Source organism: Phenylobacterium sp. (assembly GCF_004297125.1).
Taxonomy (GTDB): Bacteria; Pseudomonadota; Alphaproteobacteria; order Caulobacterales; family Caulobacteraceae; genus Phenylobacterium.
This window is the reverse complement of record NZ_SCVD01000028.1, coordinates 19,843-39,029: the sequence shown is the minus strand read 5'-3', so window position 1 is coordinate 39,029 and position 19,187 is coordinate 19,843. Positions and strand designations below refer to the sequence as shown.

The window sequence follows — 19,187 nt, the reverse complement described above, 5'->3', positions numbered from 1 at the left end:
CAATGCTTGCCGATCTCCGCTCGACGAGGGTCGGGATGGCGAGAGCGCCGGACGGATCAGGGACGATGGACCAGACAATCAGCTTCCGGGTCGTGAAGGAGCCCTACGGCTGGGCTGTGCGCATGGGGGAGGGGATGATGACGCCCTTCCGTTCCAAGATCCTGGCCGTGCGCCACGCCAACGGCTTCGCCGACGCCCTGCGCCGGTGCGGCGAACCTGTCGAGGTGGTGGTGGAGGAGCGTCCCGCGGAGCCCCGCTCGATCGGTCGCCGGCGGTCGCGGTTCCTGCCCTTCAGCTGAGGATTCGGACGCCGCCGAGACTCTTGACACGGGTCAAGGCGGCTCTCGCGGTTCCAGCCAAACCTGCGGCTGCAACCTGTGCCCGCGCGTCGTGGCGCGCTGGCGTGCGGAGGAAGCTGCGTGGCCGTTCGAGATCCTGTCCTGGTGCTAAGTCCGGAGACCGCCTTCTTCATCGTCCTGAAGGCGCGTGAGTTTCACGCCAAGGTCGAGCCGGTGGATCCGGACGAAGGCTCCAACGCCGCGGACGATCGCGCCGTCGACGTGCTGCAGTTCCAGGGCGACGACGCCGTCGTCGAGGAGCTGGTTTCCGCGATCGGACCCTTGAACGAGGACGAACGCATGGATCTCGTCGCCTTGATCTGGCTGGGCCGGGGCGACTACGACTTCAGCCAATGGGCCGAGGCGCGCGAGGCCGCGCGCGGGATCGATCCGTCGCACGCGCTGGACCGCCTGCTCGGCTCGCCGCTGGCGAGCGACGACCTCGAGGAGGGCCTGTCGCTGTTCGGGCATTCCCTGGGGGACTACCTCAACAGCGGGTTTGTCGCGGCGCGCGACGAACTGCTCACGGCCTGACCATGGCGGCTCGCGGATCGACCCTCGCCCAGGTGCTCTTCGGCCTCCTGCTCCTCGTGGCGGGACTCGCCGGCATGGCCGCGTTGATCGTGGTCACCTACGGCGACTCCGCGACGGCCCAGGCGTGGTCGCTCCGACTGGGCCTGTCCCTCAGCCTGCTGCTGTCGGCGGTCGCCCAGACGATGGTGTTGGCGGGGGGCTGGTTGCTGTGGCGATCCAACCGCCGGAGGCGCTGACGCGTTTCACCCTCTGCCCGGAGGTCGCCCAATGCTGCGCATGGTCCTGAAGACGCCTAGGACGGCTCTCGTCGCCGAAGCGTGCGCCGACCCTGAACCTGGCCCCGGCGAGCTTCGGCTGCGGGTGCGGGCCTGCGGCGTCTGCCGGACCGACCTGCACGTGGTGGACGGAGACCTGGGGGACCGCGGCGCACCGGTGGTCCCCGGCCATGAGATCGTCGGCGTCGTCGATGCTCTCGGAGGGGGAGTGACGGGCGTGGCGATCGGCGAGCGGCGCGGCGTACCCTGGCTGGGCGGGACCTGCGGCGTCTGCCGCTACTGCCGGGAGGGCCAGGAGAACCTCTGCGACAACCCCACCTTCACCGGTTGGACCCGTGACGGCGGCTACGCCGACACGGTGATCGCCCGGGCCGATTTCACCTTCGCCTTGCCGGAGGGACTCTCCGACCTGGAGACCGCGCCATTGCTGTGCGCAGGGCTCATCGGCTTTCGCGCCTGGCGGATGGCGTGTGCGGAGCGGAAGGTCGAGCGGCTGGGGTTGTATGGCTTCGGGGCCGCGGCGCACCTGCTGGCGCAGCTCGCCATCCATCAAGGCCAGACCGTCTATGCTTTCACGCGCGAGGGGGACGAGGCGGCCCAGGCGCTCGCACGCCAACTGGGCTGCGTCTGGACCGGCGGGTCCGGCGAACCGCCGCCCGAGCCCCTGGACGCGGCGATCCTCTTTGCCCCGGTGGGGGATCTCGTGCCCTTGGCCCTGGCGGCGGTCCGCAAGGGCGGGACGGTGGTGTGCGGCGGCATCCACATGAGCGACATCCCGAGCTTTCCCTACGATCTGCTCTGGGGCGAACGCCGCCTGCTGTCGGTCGCCAACCTCACCCGCCAGGACGCCCGGGACTACCTGCCGATGGCGGCGGCCGCGCGGGTGCGGGCGCATGTCAGGGCCTACCGGCTGGACGAGGCCAACGCGGCCCTGGACGACCTTCGTCGCGGCGCCTTCGCCGGCGCGGCGGTTCTCGCGCCCTAGCGCTGGAACGCGCGCCGGCGACCGACACACCTAGAGACTGACCGTCACACGGTCGTCGACCGCCAGGACGCCAGCGGCCGACCAGGCGGCCCGTTCGATGATGTCGCGCTCGAACCAGGCGCGGACCTTGCCGTCGAGCCGCACCTTGCCGCCGTCCACCGTCACCGTGATGCGGTCGGACTCGACTTCGGCCTGCCGCTCCAACGCCTCCTCGATCCGGCGCTTGATATCGACCGCTTCGACGCGGGGTTTGATGGTGATCAGGTTGATCAGGGCCCGCACGCCCGCGAGGCGACGGACGCCGGTCTCGGCGCTGGTCCGCTGATAGGCCCACGGGACCTCGCCGCTGAGCGTGACCGTTCCGCCCTCGACCTGCACCTTGATGACGTCCCTGGGGAGAGTGACGTCCCATTCGAGCAGGTTCGCCACCCGGGCCGCGATCGCGTCGTCGCTGTAGGTGTCGCCATGCGGGCGGACAACGAGGTCCTCAACGTAGCCCCGTACGCCTCTGACGCGCTTCACCGCATTTTCCACGGCCGCCTTCTGGGCGAAGGTCGACACATTGCCGTCGAGATGGACGATGCCGTTCTCGACCCTGACGCCGATGTCGGCGGCGTCCACGCTGGGCTGATACTGCAGCTCGTCATCGACGAGCTTCTTCAGGAGCCTGTCTTCCATGATCTGAACCTCAGCTGGGGCCTTGTGGCCGCGAGGATGGTGCGCGGCCGGGCGGCCGAGGCCTTGCGCCAGATCAACGATCCGCGCCTTCGTCAGGGCTCGGCCTTGCGCACGTATGGCGGGTCCGCGGGCGTTTCGCGCTGCTCCTGCTCGACCGCCGCGAGTTCGGCCGCCAAGAGGGCCTCGATCGTCCTGCGCCTCTCGGGCGACAGCGGCGCTTCGAGCATGACGCGGAACCGACGGATATTCTCGGACGCGACATAGCTCATCACGGCCTCCTCGTCCTGAAGTGGTGAGTCTACACCCGGCGCAGGCCGGTAGCCACGACCTCGACGTGGGCCACGAGGGGCCTTGATGCCGATCGAGCCGGCGGCCAGGGTGATCGGGATCAAGGCGCCGGCGCCCGCCGCATGGATCATGGCCGCATGCCCCCTGACTCCACCGCCCCCGCCGGGGTCACGGCCGCCCTCCGACTGCAGGGCCTGACGGAGGCCGAAGCGGCGCGTCGTCTCGCGCAGGACGGCCCCAACCGGATGAACGAGCCGCGCCGACGGCGGCTGCCGCAGATCGTGCGGGACGTGCTGCGCGAGCCGATGCTTCTGCTGCTGCTGGTCGCGGTGGGCTTCTACTTCCTGCTGGGCGACACCGCCGAGGCCGTCTTCCTGCTTTTCGGCGCCGTGACCACCATCAGTCTGGTGGTCGTCCAGGAGGCTCGCAGCGAGCGCGCGCTCGCGGCCCTCAAGGCCCTGGCCGAGCCGACCGCGCGGGTGATCCGCGATGGTTCCGAGCATAGGATCGCCGCCTCGGACCTGGTCCGTGGCGATCTGGTGCTGCTGGGCGAGGGGGGGCGCGCGCCGGCCGACGGTGCGCTCGTGGCCGGCGACGTCCTCTCCATCGACGAGTCGGTCCTGACCGGCGAGTCGGCGCCCGTAGTCCGCACGCCTCTGCCTTCGACCGAAGCGGACGATGGCGCGGACCCTCCGGAGCACGCCCGCATTTCTGCCGGCGGCCTGCTGGTGAGGGGACACGGTGTCGCCCGCGTGACCGCCACCGGCGCCGCCACCCGGCTGGGCCAGATCGGCGCGGCGCTTGCGGACGCCGCGGAACCGCTGACGCCGCTGCAGCGGACGACACGCCGCCTGGTGGGTGTGCTGGGCCTGTTCGCCCTAGGCCTGTCGGCCGCCGTCCTGGTCGCCTACGGCCTGCTGCGCGGCGACTGGATCGGCGGCGGCCTGGCGGCCCTTACCCTGGGCATCGCCCTGATCCCCGAGGAATTCCCGATGGTCCTGGCCGTCTTCCTGGCGCTCGGCGGGGGGCGGATGGCCAAGGGTCAGGTCCTGGTGCGGCGCACGGCGGCCATCGAGGCCCTGGGCGGCATCAGCGTGCTGTGCGTCGACAAGACCGGAACCCTCACCCGCAACCAGATGGGCGTCGCGGCCTTGTGGGCGGCCGACGGTGGCGGCGAGGTCTCCGGAAGCGACGGCGCGGGCGTCGCGATCCTGCAAGCCGCGGTGCTGGCTTCCGCGGTTCATCCCGTGGATCCCATGGACCGGGCGCTGCACGCCGCATCGGCGTGCAGCCGCAGCGACCCGCCGCTGCGGTCCTATCCCCTGCGGCCCGACCGACTCGCGTTCATCCAGGCCTGGGCCGGTCCGGCCGGGGACGTGCTTTACGCGGCCAAGGGCGCGCCGGAGGCCGTGTTCGACCTTTGCCGGCTGGACCCCGTCGATCGGGCTGCGGCCGAGGCGGCGGTGACCGCCTTCGCGCGACAGGGCTTACGTGTGCTGGGCGTCGCCCGGGCCGAGCGCCCCTCGGACGATGGCGGCGATCCGGGCGGAGAAGTGTTCCGGTTCGACGGCCTGGTGGCCTTCGAGGATCCCGTGCGGGAGGACGTGCCGCCCGCCCTCGCGGCCGCGGCCATGGCCGGGGTGAGGGTGGTGATGATCACCGGCGACTTCCCCGAGACCGCCCTGGCCATCGCCCGCGACGCCGGGCTCGACGTCTCTGGCGGCGTGCTCACCGGCGCCCGCTTGCAGACGCTTGCCGACAGTGAGCTGCGCGAGGCCGTGGCGGAGGTCAGGGTCTTCGCCCGGGTCGCCCCCGACCAGAAGCTTCGCCTGGTCCGCGCACTGCAAGCCAACGGCGAACGGGTCGGCATGTTCGGCGACGGCGTGAACGACGCGCCCGCCCTGGAAGCGGCGGACGTCGGCGTCGCCATGGGGGGGCGCGGCGTCGACGTGGCCCGTGAGGCGTCGGACCTGATCCTGCTCGACGATCGGTTCGCCTCAGTCGTCTCCGGGATCGCCGAGGGCCGGCGCATCTTCGCCAACCTGAAGGCGGCGCTCGCCTATTTGGTGGTGGTGCATATTCCGATGGCCGGGCTGGCGTTGCTGCCGCCGCTCCTCGGCGTCCCGCCGGTGCTCTTCCCCATGCAGGTGGTGCTGCTGGAGCTGGTGATCGATCCCATGTGCGCCCTGGTGTTCGAAGGTCGATCCGCGGCCCCTGACGCCATGCGTCGCCCGCCGCGGACGGCCGCCGCCTCGCTGCTCACGCCGGCGCGACTGACGGGAGCCATCGCTCAAGGACTGGTCCTGCTGGCCGGCGGCTTCGGCCTCTACCTCGCCCTCCTGCGGAGCGGTCAGGACGCTTCCGCGGCCCGCGCGGCGGCGTTCGTCTTCGTCGTGGCCGCCAATCTGGGCGCGGCCGCTGTGCTCGCCGGCGCCGGACCCCGGGGCGAGGCGCATCAACGGATGGCCTTCGCCGCCATCGCCGGTCTCGCGGCCGCGGGCGTCACGGCCGCCCTGGCGGTCCCTCCTCTGGCGGGCCTTTTCGGCTTCAACCAGCCATCTCTCGCGATCAGCGGGACGTCCGCCGGCCTTGGGATGGCGGCGGGGCTGGCCGTCGCCGCGGCCGGCCGCCTGCGGCTCCGTACCGCTACCTAGGGAAGGCTCCCGAATGGCCGGGCTTGGCGCGGAGGGGTTAGCTCCCCGTCACAGATCGGGAGATCGCAATGCTCACTTCCAGCGCCTTCACTTCCAACCCCGCCGTGGTCGCCCGAACCGATCAGGGGTCCGACGCGGAGAGCTACCTGCTCGTGATGCCGGCCGGCCGCGCGATCTGGGTCGGGGACCCGGAAGCGGCGACCGCCTTCACCTCCATGCGCGAGGCGACCCGCATGGCGACCCGCCTGCCGGCGTGCCAGCGGGCCTATGGCCTGCCGCGTGAGGCCGAACTCTCGGTCCATCGCGCCCATTGAGGCGGGAGCCGTCCGCCATGTCTCAGGCGATCCGCCCCTCCACGCCAGCGCCGGCGAACGCCGCGCAGCTCGCGTCGCCCTCCTACCGGCTGGCCGCCCTCGACGCGGATTTCCTGCTGCGGGGATCGATGCGCGGCACGCGCTTCATGCTGGAGTTCGCCAAGGCCGACGACATCCTCCGGGCCTATGGCGTGTCGTCCACCCTCGTGGTGTTCGGCAGCGCGCGGATCCGGGAGGACGGCCCTGAGGATCACCGGCGCTGGTACGCGGCGGCGCGGGCCTTCGGGACCCTGGCGTCGCGGCAAGGCGGGGCGATGCTCGACGCCGGCGGCAAGCGCCACAACGTGATCGCCACGGGCGGAGGCCCCGGGATCATGGAGGCGGCCAATCGCGGCGCCGCGGACGTCGGGGCCGTGTCGATCGGCTTCAACATCAGCTTGCCGGAAGAGCAGCAGCCGAACGCCTATTCGACGCCGGAGCTGACCTTCCGCTTCCACTACTTCGCCATGCGCAAGATGCACCTTGCGATGCGCGCCAATGGACTGGTGATCTTCCCCGGTGGCTTCGGCACCCTGGACGAGCTGTTCGAGCTCCTGACGCTTCGCCAGACGCGCAAGTCGCCGCCGATCCCCATCGTGCTGTTCGACGAGGCCTACTGGCGCGAGGTCATCAACTTCGACGGCCTGGCGAAGGCGGGAATGATCTCGGCGTCCGACCTGGCGCTGCTCCGGTTCGCGAAGACCCCGGAGGATGTCTGGACCCGGCTCATGGAAGGCGGCGTGCGTCCGGGCGCCGAGCCCCTGTGGCCAGCCGCGGCCGATGTCCATCGGTAGTCGCTCCGCCCGCGCTCGGTCGTTCTCGTGCGCGGAAGCCTGCGCCGAACCTTCCGAAACTTTGACCTCGCGCAAGGCGCAGCGGCGTCGCGGCGGCTTAGCTGCCGACGTCAGCCAAGGAGGCTCCCATGACTACCACCCCCCAGGACTTCGTGCCGGCCCTGCAACGCAACGCCAAGCACGCGTTCGCCCCGCTGCAGCGGGAGTTCAACCGCTTCTTTGACGAGCTCGGCGACGGCTTCAACGCCCTCACCGAAACCCATTTCGCGCCCAGCATGGACGTGGCCGAGACCAAGGCCGGTCTCAAGGTCACGCTCGAAGTGCCGGGCCTCACCCGCGACCAGATCCAGATCACGGCGGAGGACGAGGTGCTCACCGTGAGCGGCGAGAAGTCGGAGACCCGCGAGAAGACCGAGGGCGCCATGCGTCTCACGGAACGCAGCTTCGGCCGGTTCTCGCGCTCGATCTACCTGCCGCGCAGCGCGGATGGCTCCAAGATCGACGCCACCATGAAGAACGGCGTGCTGACCATCGCCATCCCCAAGCGCGCCGGCGTCGAGGCCAAGACCATCGAGATTCAATCGCAATAGTCCCCGACTCCGAACCGGTGACCCGCCCGTCCCGGCCGGATCCCGGTCGGGGCGGGCTGCAATTGTCCGGCCCCGCGCGGACGCGGAATCTTGCCGAGGCTACCCCGACAGGGAGAGGTCCATGCGAACGTGCTCCTTGCTTTCCGTTTCGTTCCTGTGCCTGGCCTTGGGCGGCTGCGCTGTCCTCGGGGCGCAACACGAAGCCGCGCCGACGCCCGCCGGGCGCGGCCACGAGGTGGCGCTCCGGCTCTGCGCAGCGTGCCATGCGGTCGAGCCGGGCGGCGTCAGCCCGCAACCGCGGGCGCCTGCGTTCGCGAGCCGGGAAATGCAGCATACGGCGGGGCTCGACGGCCGGGTCGAGGTCCTGACGCGTCAGGGCCACTACGGGATGGCGCCGGTCGCGTTGAGCGCCCAGCAGGTCGATGACGTCGTGGCCTATGTCGAGAGCCTCGGCGAACGAGACGCCGGCTCGCGCGGACGCGCCGAGCCCCCCTCGCACGCGCAGAACGGGCCTCTCAGGGCTCCCATGCCCGCCTCCGCGCAAGCGGATGAAGCCCGCAGCGTCGCCGAACCGACGCTCGCGCTCGGCCGCGCCCTCGTGGTCCGCAACTGCGGCCTCTGCCATGCGGTCGGGCGCTCGGACGAGAGCCCCCGGCCCGGGGCGCCGGCCTTCCGCGACCTCTCGCAACGCTACGACGTGGAGGCGCTGGGCGAGGCCCTCGCGGAGGGGATTCTCACGGGCCACCCGGAGATGCCCGAGTTCCGGTTCGCGCCGCCGGAAGTCGAGGCGATCCTGCGCTACCTGCAAAGCATCCAGGTGAGGCAACGGGGCGCGCGAACCCAGGAGACGCGCGGATAGGACGGAGCAGGCCTATCCGAGCGCAGCCCAGGCCGGGGCATGCCGGTTCCATGGAGAGTCTACGATGACGCGGCGCAAGGCGCTGATCGGCGGCGGTCTCGCAGCGGTAGCGGCCGCGGCGCTTGGCGGCGTCGCCTGGCGCTTTCGGACGGACCTTGGCCGCGCCCGGAAGAGCGTACGCCAGGGAAGCCGGGTGATGAGCCTGGCCAGCCAGCCGATCGAGTACGCCGACCACGGCGCCGGCCCGGTGCTGCTGTCGATCCACGGCGCCGGCGGCGGCTTCGACCAGGGCCTCGCCAACGCCGCCGAACTGGTCGGCGCGGCCGGTCGCGTCGTCGCCCCGTCGCGGTTCGGCTACCTGCGCACCCCCGTTCCGTCGGACGCGTCGCCCGCCGCGCAGGCCGAAGCCCACGCGGGCCTGCTCGAGGCGCTCGGGATCCCTCGGGCGGTGGTCCTCGGCGTCTCGGCGGGCGCCCGGTCGGCTGTGGAGCTGGCGCTGCGGCGGCCCGAGCGGGTCGCGGCCCTGATCCTCATCGTCCCCGGCCTCTACGCGCCGGAGAGCCCCGTGGCGATCGAGCCCAGCCGCGGCAGCCGGTTCGCCTTCTGGGCGGTGAACGCCGGCGGCGATTTCGCATGGTGGGCCGCGATGAAGATGGCGCCGTCCGTCCTCGTCCGCTTCCTGGGGGTCCGGCCGGATCTGGTCGCCGGCGCATCGCCCGCCGAGAGGGCGCGCGTCATGGAGATCGCCCGAAGCGTCGAGCCCCTGTCGCTGCGCTATCGCGGCATCAATGTGGACAGCACGCCGGACCTGCACGAGCTGCCGCTGGAGCGGATCTCGGCGCCGACCCTGATCGTCTCGGCCCGGGACGATCTCTTCAACACCCTGCCGGCCGCCCGCCACGCAGCGGGTCGGATCCCCGGCGCACGCCTGGTCGTCTACGACACCGGCGGACACCTCCTGGTCGGGCGCGGGGAACAGGTGCGCGCGGAGGTTCGCGCGTTCCTCGAGGCCGCACCGGCCGCCGGGTCGCCAGCCTAGGATGGCCCTGCGGAGGTCGGCGTGACGGCAGCGAAGCGATCGCGGAGTTCACGTTTCAGGATCTTGCCGCTGGCGTTCTTCGGCAGCGCCTCCACCACGACGATCCGCTTCGGCCGCTTGTAGCCGGCGAGGTTGTCACGACAATGAGCCTCGAGCTCGTCCGCCTCCAGCGCTTCGCCGGAGCGTGCCACGACGACGGCGGTCACCGCTTCGATCCAGCGCTCGTGGGGGACGCCGAACACTGCCGCCTCGGCGACGCGAGGATGGGCGAAGAGCACCTCCTCGATCTCGCGGCTGGCGACGTTCTCGCCGCCGGTCTTGATCATGTCCTTCTTGCGATCGACGACGTAGAGGTAGCCGTCCTCGTCCAGGCGGCCGAGATCGCCGCTGTGGAACCAGCCGTTGCGGAACGCGTCGGCGGTCTTCGCATCGTCGTCGTGGTAGCCCAGCATCGCCTGGGGACTGCGGTGGACGATCTCGCCCACCTCGCCCAGGGGAACGTCGTTGTCGTCGTCGTCGACGATGCGGGTCTCGACATTGATGGCCGGGACGCCGGCCGAGCCGAGCTTGCGCAGCTGGTCCTGCGGCTTCAGGACGGTGGCCATCGGCGCCATCTCGGTCTGGCCGTAGAAGTTCCAGAGGCGAAGGCCCGGCAGGCGTCGCAGCAGTTCCTCGATGATCGCCGTCGGCATGATCGAGGCGCCGTAGTAGCCCTTGACCAGCGAGGAGAGGTCGCGCCGCTCGAAGTCCGGGTGGCGCAGCAGCGAAATCCAGACGGTCGGCGGGCAGAACAGTTTGGTGACCCGTTCGGTCTCGATCGTCGCCAGCATCGCGGCGGGATCGGGCGCCCGAAGCAGGATGCTGGTGGCGCCGAGATAGAGGTCGACGCTCAGGAAACAGTCCAGCTGGGCGCAGTGGTAGAGCGGCAGGCAGTGGAGTTCCACGTCGGCGGCGTCCATGCCGCCATCGACGATGCAGCTGACGTACTGGGCCATGAGGCATCGCGAGCTCAGCAGCGCGCCCTTCGGCCGGGACTCCGTGCCGCTCGTGTACATGAGCTGGACCGGGTCGTCCTCGCCGCGGTTCGAGCGAAGGGGACTGGCGTCGATGTGGTCGAGCCAGGCGTCGGCGTCGGCCCAACCGGCCGGCGCGGCGACGTCCGCATGTCGCACATAGGCCTTCAGGGTGGGCGGCGACGCCATCAGGGCGAACGCCTCCTCGCAGATGGCGGCGAGCGCGTCCTCGGCGACCACGGCCCGGGCGCCCGCATGCTCCAGAATGTAGGCGACCTCCGCGGCGCCCAGCATGAAGTTGATCGGCGTGAAGACAGCGCCGGCGCGGATGATCGCAAAGCGCAGGACCACATAGGCCCGGTTGTTGTGCGAGAAGACGGCGACGCGGTCGCCTTCGGTCACGCCACGGGCGCGCAGGGCGTTGGCGGTCCGGTCGACCAGGCGGTCGAGCTCGGCGTAGGTGTCGCGGTGGCCCTCGTAGACCAGGGCGGTCTTCGCCGGCGTCCGGCGGGCCTGCAGGCGTACGATGTCGCTGACCAGCCGGCCGCGCGTGCGGTCGACCAGCGTCTGGGTTTCAGTGGAGAACACGTCCAACTCCTTCCGATCCTCACCTGGCCGTGGATCGCCAGACGACACCACGCAGGCGCGCTCGCCAACTAGGCGGCGCTGCTCGCGGACGTCGCCGACGCTTCCGCCGCGATCAGGCGATCGATGATCCGGCGCGAATGGACGCCTCCCGCGTCGATGTTCAGCTTCAGGAGCCGCCGGCCGGGATGGGCGTCGAGGTTCCGCTGCTGTCGCTCCAGCATCGCGCGGTCCTCGGCGAAGACCTTGCCCTGGGCTTCGCGTCGCGCGGCCACCAGGTCGGGCCTGCCGACGTTTCGCGAGGCGGCGCCCCAGAAGTACCAGTGCGACGCAGGCGTCTCGGGTGTGATGAAGTCCACGACGATGCTGAAGACCTTGTCGCCGAGGTCCGCCTCCGGACCGCCGCGTCCCGCAAGCGCCACCCCCACATCGATCATCACGTGGCTGGGGGGAGAGAACCGGCAGACCTGCCAGCGATCCACCGGCGCGTCGCCCGGGAGGCCGGCGTCGATCAGTCCCTGCCGCCAGAGAGGAGGGGCTGGAATGTTGGGCATCAGCCGGCTGGTGACCACCTCGTCCCCCTCGACCCGCGTCTCCACGGGCGCCTCGTCGATCTCCTTCTGGCCGACGCTGGTGGCGTGGACATAGGTCTCGTGGGTCAGGTCCATGAGGTTGTCGATCATCAGCCGGTAGTCGCAGGCGATGTTGTAGAGTCCGCCCGCGTAGACCCAGTCCGGGCTCTCGGCCCAGGGCAGGTCGGGCAGGCCGGCCGGGTCGGCCAGGGCCGGGTCGCCCGGCCAGACCCAGATGAAGCCGTAGCGCTCGACAACCGGAAAGGCGCGGGTCGGCGGGAAGCCCGACACGCGCTGAGACGGCATGCGCGCCGCGCGGCCGGCGCAGTCGACCGCCAGGCCGTGGTAGCCGCACACCAGATCGCCGTCCTCGACGAAGCCAAGCGACAGCGGCGCCCCCCGATGCGGGCAGAAGTCCTCCAGCGCCGCCACGGCGCCGGCGCGGGGCCGGAAGAACACCATCCGCTCGCCGCAGATCTGCCGACCCAGCGGCTTGGCGTCGATCTCGTCTGGCGTGCACGCCACGTACCAGGCGTTCGCCGCCCAAGGCGCCATTTCGGCCATTGGGGCCTCCCCGCTCGATATTGTTTTTCAGGGCCGAGACGACCCGCTCGGTCTGTTGATCATTGAAAAACTAATCCACATGGTCAATATTTTTCGCAACGATAAAACGACAGGGAGGTCGGGATGCGCGTACAGATGCGGGAGGGGGAGCGGGCGAGGTCAAGCCGGCTGGCGGACCACACGACGCCGTTCGTGCGGAGCGAATGGTACGTGGCGGGGCTCAGCGGGGAGATCGGCCGCCAGCTCACGGCGCGGAAGCTGCTGGGCGTCGAGGTGCTGCTATATCGGCGCGAGGACGGGACGCCCGTGGCGCTCCGCAATCGCTGCCCGCACCGTTCGTTCCCGCTGTCGCACGGAAAGCTTGAGGGCGACGTCGTGGTCTGCGGCTACCATGGCCTGGCCTTCGGCGCCGACGGCGCCTGCGTTCGCATCCCGTCCCAGGCCCTCGTGCCGAGCGCGGTGCGCGCCCAGAACTTCCCGGTGGTCGAGCGGGCGCCGCTGGTCTGGATCTGGATGGGCGATCCGGACCAGGCCGACCCGGGAGCCATCCCCGAGCACCCGTGGCTCCACGCGCCTGACTACACCCACGTCGGCGGCTACCTGCACGTGAAGTGCAACTACATCCGCCTGCACGAGAACGTTCTCGACCTCACCCACTTCCCGTTCCTGCACGGTGAGGCGGTCGGCGACCTGGCCTACGCCCAGGCGCCGTTCGAGGTGGCGGAGGCAGGGGCGTCGGTGCGGATCACGCGACGCCTGGAGGACCACCCGGTGAACGCCGGCTACGGCTCTGCGATCGGCAATCTCGGCCATCGCGTGAACCGGACCTCGGAGTCCTGGTTCAAGACCCCCGCCTTCCATGTGGCGCACGCCACCATCGAGGACCTGGAGGGCGGGGTCGGCGGGCGCGCCGAATTCCACTTCAAGATCCTGCACATGTTCACGCCCGAGACGGCGACCTCCACCCACTACTTCTGGGCCAGCGCCCGGGACGTGGCGATCAAGGACGAGGCGCTGTCCGAGGCGAGCCGAACCCGCGCCGTGAACACCTTTCTCGAGGACGTCGAGGCGTTGGAGCGCATCGAGGCGATCTGGAGCTCCGAGCCGGACGACTTCCACGAGATCAGCGTCACCGGCGACCGGGCGGGCCTGCTGATGCGCCGGATCATCGCGCGTCGCGCCGCCGAGGAGGCCTGACGCCCGTCGATGGCAAAAATCTCCCGGCGGCAAAATATCGACTTTTAAATTATCCAAGTGGTGCATATAAGAAAGTCGAAGCGGGCGAGCGAACCCGCACTTCTCTGAGGCTCGGGAGGCGGCATGACCCATCCACGATCGGAGCGCGTCCATGCGACCGCGGCCTGCGCGGACGATCTGGTCGCCGCCGCGGCGAGCCTGTCGTCCGCCAGCCTGCACGAGGCCGCGCGCCGGGCCGGCGCGCTGCCCGCCGTCCTGAAGCCCATCGACCCGATCATGCGCCTGTGCGGCCGCGCGCTGCCGGTGCGCTGCCCGGCCGGCGACAATCTCTGGATCCACCGCGCTCTCGCGGAGGCGAAAGCCGGCGAGGTGCTGGTCGTCGAGACCGGCGCCGGCGTGGAGTTCGGCTACTGGGGTGAGATCATGGCCACCGCGGCGCTCGCCCGGGGCCTGGCGGGTTTGGTGATCACCGGCGGCGTCCGCGACAGCCTGCGGCTGATCGAGCTGGGCCTGCCGACCTTCTCGGCCGGCGTCTGCATCCGCGGGACGATCAAGGACCCGAACGGCGCTGGCGCCGTGGGCGAGCCGATCCGGATCGGCGAGGTGGTGGTCCGGCGTGGCGACCTGGTGTTCGGCGACGCCGACGGCGTGGTCGTGCTGGGCCCGGAGGCCGCCGCCGTCGCCGTGCCCGCGGCCGCGCAACGCGACGCCGACGAGGTCGCGATCCTCGAGCAGGTCCGCGCCGGCGCCCTCACCCTCGACGTCTACAAACTCTGACCAACCGGGACGCCTTCATGACGATCATCGACGCCCACGCCCACCTGGTGGCCCCGGCCTCGCTCTACGCGCATCGCAGCAACCTCGACGTCTCCGGCGGGCAGTACGGCGACCCCTATCGTGCGGTGGTCGGCGACGCGGACCTGGAGAAATCCGCCGCTCAGAACGTGGCGATCATGGACGCGGTGGGAACCGATGTGCAGGTGCTGTCGCCGCGCCCCTTCCTGATGATGAACGGCGACGCGCGCTGGGAGAACATCACCAGCTGGGTGTGGGACCAGAACGACACGATCGCCCGCACGCTCAAGCTGCACCCGACCCGCTTCCGCGGCGTCGGCGCGCTGCCGCAGCAAGCGGGGCGGCCGGTCGACAGCCTGTTCGACGAGATCAAGCGCGTCACCGAGGAACTCGGCTTCGTGGGCGTCCTGATCAATCCCGATCCGGGCGAGGGGAGCGGCAAGACCCCGCCGCTGGGGGATCCCTACTGGTATCCACTCTACGAGCGCCTTTGCGAACTGGACCTGCCCGGCCACATCCACAGCGGCAATTGCTGCAACGGCCGCGAGACCTACGACGAGCACTTCATCGCCGAGGAGAGCCTTGCGATCACCTCGATCTACCGCGCGGGCGTGTTCGATCGCTTCCCGGACCTGAAGCTGATGATCAGCCATGGCGGCGGGGCGATCCCCTACCAGGTGGGCCGCTGGCGCTCGCACCGCGAGATGGCGCGCGCGGCGGGGAAGATCGCCAAGGACGCGCCCGGCTTCGACGACATCCTGAAGAGGTTCTGGTTCGACACCGTCGTACACAACAAGGGATCGCTGGAGCTCCTGTTCGACGTCGTCGGCGCGGACCGCTGCTGCTTCGGAACCGAACGGCCGGGCAGCGGCGGCGGGATCGATCCTGCGACGGGCCGGCCGCTCGACGACCTGAAGCCGGTCATAGAGAGCATCGCGGGCCTTACCGACGCCGATCGCAAGGGTCTGTTCGAGGACAATGCGCGCCGGCTGTTCAACCGGCTGGACGTCTGAGCCCGACATGGCGCGCATCGTGCTCGGCCTCGGCTCGTCCCACACGCCGCTGCTCACGCTTCCAGCCGAGGAGTGGGCCCACCGCGCGGCCGCGGACTACGCCAACCCGCGATTGAATCTCTCCGATGGCCGGCTGGTCACCTATGGCGAACTCGAGGCGGAGGTCGGCGACCGCTACGACGAGGTCGTCACGGTCGAGGCGCTGCGACGCAAGGCCGAGCTTTGCCAGGCGGCGCTGGAGCGGCTGGCCGATGCGCTGGAGGCCGCCGCCCCGGACGTGGTGGTGATCGTCGGCGACGACCAGGAGGAACTGTTCAGCGCCGCCAACCAGCCGGCCATCGCGGTGTTCTACGGCGATGAGGTCGCCACGTCCGACAAGTTCGGCGCCGACGAGCTGCCCGACTGGATGCGCACAGTGGGCGAAGGCTACATGATGGACGAGGTCCATGTGCTGCCCGGCGCGCCGCGGCTCGCGCTGGACGTGATCCAGGGCCTGCTGGACCGCGACGTCGACGTCGCCGTCTCGGCCCGGGTCGAGGACGCCACCAAGGCCGGCTTCGGCCATGCCTACGGCTTCATCGTCAACCGCCTGTTCCGCGGACGGCGGATCCCGGTCCTGCCGGTGCTGCTCAACACCTACTACCCGCCGAACGTGCCCAGCGCGTCCCGCTGCCACGGGATCGGCCGCGCCCTCAAAGGAGCCCTCGAGGCCAGCCCGGCGGACTTGCGGGTGGCGATCATCGCCTCCGGCGGGCTCAGCCACTTCGTGGTCGACGAAGTGCTGGACCGGCGGGTGATCGAGGGACTGCGGAACGGGGGCGGAGAGGCGCTGTGCGACATCCCCCGCGGCGCCCTGAATTCCGGATCGTCCGAGATCCTCAACTGGGTCCTGGCGGCCGGCGCCCTCGAGGGCTTGCCGCTTGCCTGGTGCGAATACCAGCCGATCTACCGGACGCCGGCCGGCACCGGCATCGGCGTCGCCTTCGCCGTCTGGGGCGGCGACATCAAGGAGCCTGCGCGATGACGCGTCGAAGCATCGAGGTGGAAGGGTTCTCCCATGGGGCCCAGCCGATCCCGGCGGCTTGCCGGGTCGGGCCGCTGATCATGACCGGCGGCGTCTACGGACTGGACGCGACCACGGGGAAGATCCCCGACGACGTGAGCGAGCAGGCGCGGCTGATGTTCGCCAATCTCGCCCGCATCCTGGAGGTCGGCGGCGCCGGTCTGGGCGACGTCGCCAGGATGACGGTCTACGTAAAGGTGCCCGAGGCCCGCGCCGCGGTGAACGCCGAGTGGCTGAAGGCCTTCCCCGACCCGGCCTCGCGCCCGGCCCGGCACACCCAGCAGAACGACCATCTCCCGGCGAACATGCTCGTCCAGTGCGACGTCACCGCCTGGGCGGCGGAATAGGGCGGAGGCAGCTCATGCTCAGCGAAGAAAAGAACCGGCAGCTCACCCAGGTCGGCCCCGGCAAGCCCATGGGCGAGCTGTTGCGCCGCTACTGGCACCCGATCGCCGGCGTCTCCGAGTTCGACGCCCGCGCGACCAAGCCCGTGCGGCTGCTGGGCGAGGACCTGGTGCTCTACAGGGACTTGAGCGGGACCTTCGGTCTGGTCGACCGCCATTGCCCGCACCGGCGCGCCGACCTGAGCCATGGGATGGTCGAGGCCTGTGGCCTGCGCTGCAACTATCACGGCTGGCGCTACGACGAGACGGGCGCCTGCGTGGAGCAACCCTACGAGGACACCGCCCATCCGGAACTGCGGATGCGCGAGAAGATCACCCTCAAGGCCTATCCGGTGGAGGCCAAGGGCGGGCTTGTCTGGGCCTATCTGGGACCGCAGCCCGCGCCGCTGCTGCCCGACTGGGAGCCCTTCTCGTGGCCAAACGGCTTCGCCCAGATCGTGATCTCGGAGGTGCCCTGCAACTGGTTCCAGGCCCAGGAGAACTCCATCGATCCGGTCCACTTCGAGTGGATGCACGAGAACTGGGGTCAACGGCTGCGCGGCGAGTCCGGCCCCTATGGCCCCACCCACCTCAAGCTGGCCTTCGAGGAGTTCGAATTCGGCTTCGTCTACAAGCGCGTCAAGGAGGACACGTCCGAGGCGCATCCCAACTGGACGGTCGGCCGCGTGTGCCTCTGGCCGAATGGCTTCTTCCTGGGCGAGCACTTCGAGTGGCGGGTGCCGATCGACGACGAGAACCTGCTCAGCGTCACCTGGAAGTTCAACCGCGTGCCGCGCGAGCAGGAACCCTATGTCCAGGCCAGCATCCCCACCTGGGAGGGGCCGGTGTTCGACGCCGAGGGCAGGTGGATCACCAGCCACGTGGTCAACCAGGACTTCCTGGCCTGGGCCGGGCAGGGGCGGATCACCGACCGCACCCAGGAGCACCTGGGCGCCAGCGACCGTGGCGTCGTGATGGTCCGCAAGCGCTTCTTCGAGGAGATGAAGGCCATCGCCGAGGGCGCCGACGCCAAGGGCCTGATCCGCGATCCCGCGCGCAACGTACGGGTCGAGCTGCCGCTGATGGAGCGCGCCGACGTGACCCAGGGCTTCACCAAGGCCGAGATCCTCGCCGATCCCCGCAAGCGGATGCTCTCCACCACCTATCCGTTCCAGGCCGGCCAACCGGAGTGGGTGCGCGAAGCGTTCGCCGAGGCCATGGGGCTGGAGGTCGCGGAGTTCACCGGACTCGGCGCCGCGCGCACCCCGGCCGGGTCCGACGCATGACGCCCGACCTCCTGGAGCGGCTGAGACGATTGGACACCTGCTCGGTATCGGACGCGCTGGACAAACTGGGCCTGCCCGGCGCGGTCGTGGGCCTTGTTCCGCTCACCATACGATCGCGGGTCGCGGGACGAGCGGTCACCGTCAAGCTCGGCGCGCCGCTGGACGGTCTGCCGAAACGTCATCTCGGCGCGGGCGCCGTGATGGCCAGCCAGGCCGGCGACATCATCGTGGTCGAGCATCGCGGGCGGATCGACGTCTCCGGTTGGGGAGGGCTGCTCAGCCGCGGAGCCGTGAAGAAGGGCGTCGGGGCGGTGATCGTCGATGGCGCCTGCCGTGACCTCGACGAGAGCCTGGAGTTCGGGCTGCCGATCTATGCCCGCGCTGCGGTCCCCGTGACCGCGCGGGGTCGCGTCGCCGAGCATAGCTTCAACGAGCCGATCACCGTGGGTGGGGTCGCGGTCAGTCCCGGCGACCTGGTCCTCGCGGACGGCAGCGGCGTCGTCTTCGTGGCGGCCGGCGCGGCCGAGACCGTGCTCGTCGCGGCAGAAGCGATCTACGCCCGCGAGCAACTGATGGCCGCGGCCATCGAACGCGGCGACCCGATCGGCGAGGTCATGGGCGCCGACTACGAAGACATGCTCAAGCAGGAGACCCGCGCGTGACACCCGACCTGGCGGACAGGCTGAACGCCATCGGCGTCACCACGCTCTCCGACGCGCTGGACCGGCTCGGGATCGACGGCCAGTGCCTGGGGGTGATGCCATTCGACCGGGCCATGACGTTCGCCGGCCGCGCCTTCACCATCCGCATGGTCCCGGTGGGTCAATCCGGCGGATCGGTCGGCGACTACATTGACGACGTGGAGCCCGGCCAGGTGGTCGTGCTGGACAACAACGGCCGCCTGGACGCCACGGTGTGGGGGGACATCCTGACCCTTGTGGCGCACGGCAAGGGTATCGCCGGCACGGTCATCGACGGGGTCTGCCGCGACATCGGCCGCAGCATCGAGCTCGGCTATCCCATCTTCGCCCGCGCCAACACCATGCGCACCGGCAAGGACCGGGTGACGGTCGACGCCTACAACGTGCCGGTCCAGATCGCGGGCGTGCGCGTCGAGCCGGGGGACTGGCTGGTGGGCGACGGAGACGGGGTGGTCGCCATCCCGACGGGCCGCGTCGACGAGGTCCTGCAGGTCGCGGGCGAAATCGCGGCTGCCGAAGACCGGATCCGGGAGGCGGTGCAGCAGGGGAGCCGCCTGGACGAGGCCCGCAAGGCGGCGCGGTACCACGCGCTGCAGTCCCGCGGCGGCGCGTAGGCCTAATAAATTTC

At 70.5% G+C, this 19,187-nt stretch carries 22 protein-coding genes; 18 read left to right on the top strand and 4 right to left on the bottom strand.

What is annotated here, in order from left to right:
• Window positions 1–65: 65 nt before the first annotated feature.
• From EPO51_RS20280 to EPO51_RS20265, 4 genes are all read left to right on the top strand, one after another.
• On the top strand, window positions 66–299 hold the full coding sequence (locus EPO51_RS20280) for a hypothetical protein (RefSeq protein WP_293353971.1): 234 nt from the start codon (window positions 66–68) through the stop codon (window positions 297–299).
• 120 nt (window positions 300–419) lie between these two features.
• On the top strand, window positions 420–872 hold the full coding sequence (locus tag EPO51_RS20275; RefSeq protein WP_293353969.1) for a DUF3775 domain-containing protein: 453 nt from the start codon (window positions 420–422) through the stop codon (window positions 870–872).
• Window positions 873–874: 2 nt separating this feature from the next.
• Window positions 875–1,108 (top strand): hypothetical protein, encoded by a 234-nt coding sequence (locus EPO51_RS20270; protein ID WP_293353967.1) that lies wholly within the window; start codon window positions 875–877, stop codon window positions 1,106–1,108.
• A 31-nt stretch (window positions 1,109–1,139) separates the two neighbouring features.
• Complete coding sequence (locus EPO51_RS20265) at window positions 1,140–2,132, top strand: zinc-dependent alcohol dehydrogenase family protein (RefSeq protein WP_293353965.1); 993 nt, start codon at window positions 1,140–1,142, stop codon at window positions 2,130–2,132.
• 30 nt (window positions 2,133–2,162) lie between these two features.
• Here the strand turns inward: EPO51_RS20265 and EPO51_RS20260 are convergent, their stop codons facing one another.
• Entirely contained in the window at window positions 2,163–2,810 is a 648-nt protein-coding gene (locus EPO51_RS20260; RefSeq protein WP_293353963.1) for a BON domain-containing protein, read from the bottom strand.
• Between the two features lie 92 nt (window positions 2,811–2,902).
• Window positions 2,903–3,229, bottom strand: coding sequence for a hypothetical protein (locus tag EPO51_RS20255; protein ID WP_293353961.1), 327 nt, complete (start codon window positions 3,227–3,229; stop codon window positions 2,903–2,905).
• Between the two features lie 6 nt (window positions 3,230–3,235).
• Here EPO51_RS20255 and EPO51_RS20250 point away from each other — a divergent pair, with 6 nt between their 5' ends.
• From EPO51_RS20250 to EPO51_RS20225, 6 genes are all read left to right on the top strand, one after another.
• Window positions 3,236–5,752 (top strand): cation-translocating P-type ATPase, encoded by a 2,517-nt coding sequence (locus tag EPO51_RS20250; RefSeq protein WP_293353959.1) that lies wholly within the window; start codon window positions 3,236–3,238, stop codon window positions 5,750–5,752.
• Between the two features lie 68 nt (window positions 5,753–5,820).
• Window positions 5,821–6,066 (top strand): hypothetical protein, encoded by a 246-nt coding sequence (locus EPO51_RS20245; protein ID WP_293353957.1) that lies wholly within the window; start codon window positions 5,821–5,823, stop codon window positions 6,064–6,066.
• Window positions 6,067–6,083: 17 nt separating this feature from the next.
• Window positions 6,084–6,899, top strand: coding sequence for an LOG family protein (locus tag EPO51_RS20240; protein ID WP_293353955.1), 816 nt, complete (start codon window positions 6,084–6,086; stop codon window positions 6,897–6,899).
• 128 nt (window positions 6,900–7,027) lie between these two features.
• A complete protein-coding gene (locus EPO51_RS20235; RefSeq protein WP_293353953.1) occupies window positions 7,028–7,489 on the top strand; it encodes an Hsp20/alpha crystallin family protein in 462 nt (153 codons plus the stop codon).
• A gap of 121 nt (window positions 7,490–7,610) precedes the next feature.
• Window positions 7,611–8,348 (top strand): c-type cytochrome, encoded by a 738-nt coding sequence (locus EPO51_RS20230; protein WP_293353951.1) that lies wholly within the window; start codon window positions 7,611–7,613, stop codon window positions 8,346–8,348.
• A gap of 64 nt (window positions 8,349–8,412) precedes the next feature.
• Window positions 8,413–9,387: an alpha/beta fold hydrolase gene (locus EPO51_RS20225; RefSeq protein ID WP_293353949.1), complete on the top strand. Its 975-nt coding sequence runs from the start codon at window positions 8,413–8,415 to the stop codon at window positions 9,385–9,387.
• Here the strand turns inward: EPO51_RS20225 and EPO51_RS20220 are convergent.
• Window positions 9,384–10,988 carry a fatty acyl-CoA synthetase gene (locus EPO51_RS20220; RefSeq protein ID WP_293353947.1) on the bottom strand — a complete coding sequence of 535 codons (1,605 nt, stop codon included), beginning with the start codon at window positions 10,986–10,988 and terminating at the stop codon, window positions 9,384–9,386. The two genes, EPO51_RS20225 and EPO51_RS20220, sit on opposite strands and share 4 nt — an antisense overlap.
• A gap of 68 nt (window positions 10,989–11,056) precedes the next feature.
• Window positions 11,057–12,121, bottom strand: coding sequence for an aromatic ring-hydroxylating oxygenase subunit alpha (locus EPO51_RS20215; protein WP_293353945.1), 1,065 nt, complete (start codon window positions 12,119–12,121; stop codon window positions 11,057–11,059).
• A gap of 123 nt (window positions 12,122–12,244) precedes the next feature.
• Between EPO51_RS20215 and EPO51_RS20210 the strand changes: the two genes are divergently transcribed.
• From EPO51_RS20210 to EPO51_RS20175, 8 genes are all read left to right on the top strand, one after another.
• Entirely contained in the window at window positions 12,245–13,318 is a 1,074-nt protein-coding gene (locus EPO51_RS20210) for an aromatic ring-hydroxylating dioxygenase subunit alpha (RefSeq protein WP_293353943.1), read from the top strand.
• Window positions 13,319–13,441: 123 nt separating this feature from the next.
• A complete protein-coding gene (locus EPO51_RS20205; RefSeq protein WP_293353942.1) occupies window positions 13,442–14,095 on the top strand; it encodes an RraA family protein in 654 nt (217 codons plus the stop codon).
• A gap of 17 nt (window positions 14,096–14,112) precedes the next feature.
• Window positions 14,113–15,126: an amidohydrolase family protein gene (locus EPO51_RS20200; RefSeq protein WP_293353940.1), complete on the top strand. Its 1,014-nt coding sequence runs from the start codon at window positions 14,113–14,115 to the stop codon at window positions 15,124–15,126.
• 7 nt (window positions 15,127–15,133) lie between these two features.
• On the top strand, window positions 15,134–16,150 hold the full coding sequence (locus tag EPO51_RS20195; RefSeq protein ID WP_293353938.1) for a DODA-type extradiol aromatic ring-opening family dioxygenase: 1,017 nt from the start codon (window positions 15,134–15,136) through the stop codon (window positions 16,148–16,150).
• Entirely contained in the window at window positions 16,147–16,536 is a 390-nt protein-coding gene (locus EPO51_RS20190) for a RidA family protein (protein ID WP_293353936.1), read from the top strand. Before EPO51_RS20195 ends, EPO51_RS20190 begins: the two co-directional genes overlap by 4 nt.
• Before the next feature lie 14 nt (window positions 16,537–16,550).
• The gene (locus EPO51_RS20185) at window positions 16,551–17,858 is read left to right on the top strand and encodes an aromatic ring-hydroxylating dioxygenase subunit alpha (protein WP_293353934.1); all 1,308 of its coding nucleotides are present in this window, start codon (window positions 16,551–16,553) and stop codon (window positions 17,856–17,858) included.
• Window positions 17,855–18,520: an RraA family protein gene (locus EPO51_RS20180; RefSeq protein WP_293353932.1), complete on the top strand. Its 666-nt coding sequence runs from the start codon at window positions 17,855–17,857 to the stop codon at window positions 18,518–18,520. The genes EPO51_RS20185 and EPO51_RS20180 overlap by 4 nt, the downstream gene beginning before the upstream one ends.
• The gene (locus EPO51_RS20175) at window positions 18,517–19,173 is read left to right on the top strand and encodes an RraA family protein (RefSeq protein ID WP_293353930.1); all 657 of its coding nucleotides are present in this window, start codon (window positions 18,517–18,519) and stop codon (window positions 19,171–19,173) included. The genes EPO51_RS20180 and EPO51_RS20175 overlap by 4 nt, the downstream gene beginning before the upstream one ends.
• Window positions 19,174–19,187 lie beyond the last annotated feature (14 nt).

Excerpts from the sequence above, each read along its gene's own strand:
- EPO51_RS20280 (WP_293353971.1), top strand. The coding sequence starts at position 66 with ATGGACCAGACAATCAGCTTCCGGGTCGTGAAGGAGCCCTACGGCTGG.
- EPO51_RS20270 (WP_293353967.1), top strand. The coding sequence starts at position 875 with ATGGCGGCTCGCGGATCGACCCTCGCCCAGGTGCTCTTCGGCCTCCTG.
- EPO51_RS20265 (WP_293353965.1), top strand. The coding sequence starts at position 1,140 with ATGCTGCGCATGGTCCTGAAGACGCCTAGGACGGCTCTCGTCGCCGAA.
- EPO51_RS20260 (WP_293353963.1), bottom strand. The coding sequence starts at position 2,810 with ATGGAAGACAGGCTCCTGAAGAAGCTCGTCGATGACGAGCTGCAGTAT.
- EPO51_RS20255 (WP_293353961.1), bottom strand. The coding sequence starts at position 3,229 with ATGATCCATGCGGCGGGCGCCGGCGCCTTGATCCCGATCACCCTGGCC.
- EPO51_RS20250 (WP_293353959.1), top strand. The coding sequence starts at position 3,236 with ATGCCCCCTGACTCCACCGCCCCCGCCGGGGTCACGGCCGCCCTCCGA.
- EPO51_RS20245 (WP_293353957.1), top strand. The coding sequence starts at position 5,821 with ATGCTCACTTCCAGCGCCTTCACTTCCAACCCCGCCGTGGTCGCCCGA.
- EPO51_RS20240 (WP_293353955.1), top strand. The coding sequence starts at position 6,084 with ATGTCTCAGGCGATCCGCCCCTCCACGCCAGCGCCGGCGAACGCCGCG.
- EPO51_RS20235 (WP_293353953.1), top strand. The coding sequence starts at position 7,028 with ATGACTACCACCCCCCAGGACTTCGTGCCGGCCCTGCAACGCAACGCC.
- EPO51_RS20230 (WP_293353951.1), top strand. The coding sequence starts at position 7,611 with ATGCGAACGTGCTCCTTGCTTTCCGTTTCGTTCCTGTGCCTGGCCTTG.
- EPO51_RS20225 (WP_293353949.1), top strand. The coding sequence starts at position 8,413 with ATGACGCGGCGCAAGGCGCTGATCGGCGGCGGTCTCGCAGCGGTAGCG.
- EPO51_RS20215 (WP_293353945.1), bottom strand. The coding sequence starts at position 12,121 with ATGGCCGAAATGGCGCCTTGGGCGGCGAACGCCTGGTACGTGGCGTGC.
- EPO51_RS20210 (WP_293353943.1), top strand. The coding sequence starts at position 12,245 with ATGCGCGTACAGATGCGGGAGGGGGAGCGGGCGAGGTCAAGCCGGCTG.
- EPO51_RS20205 (WP_293353942.1), top strand. The coding sequence starts at position 13,442 with ATGACCCATCCACGATCGGAGCGCGTCCATGCGACCGCGGCCTGCGCG.
- EPO51_RS20200 (WP_293353940.1), top strand. The coding sequence starts at position 14,113 with ATGACGATCATCGACGCCCACGCCCACCTGGTGGCCCCGGCCTCGCTC.
- EPO51_RS20195 (WP_293353938.1), top strand. The coding sequence starts at position 15,134 with ATGGCGCGCATCGTGCTCGGCCTCGGCTCGTCCCACACGCCGCTGCTC.
- EPO51_RS20190 (WP_293353936.1), top strand. The coding sequence starts at position 16,147 with ATGACGCGTCGAAGCATCGAGGTGGAAGGGTTCTCCCATGGGGCCCAG.
- EPO51_RS20185 (WP_293353934.1), top strand. The coding sequence starts at position 16,551 with ATGCTCAGCGAAGAAAAGAACCGGCAGCTCACCCAGGTCGGCCCCGGC.
- EPO51_RS20180 (WP_293353932.1), top strand. The coding sequence starts at position 17,855 with ATGACGCCCGACCTCCTGGAGCGGCTGAGACGATTGGACACCTGCTCG.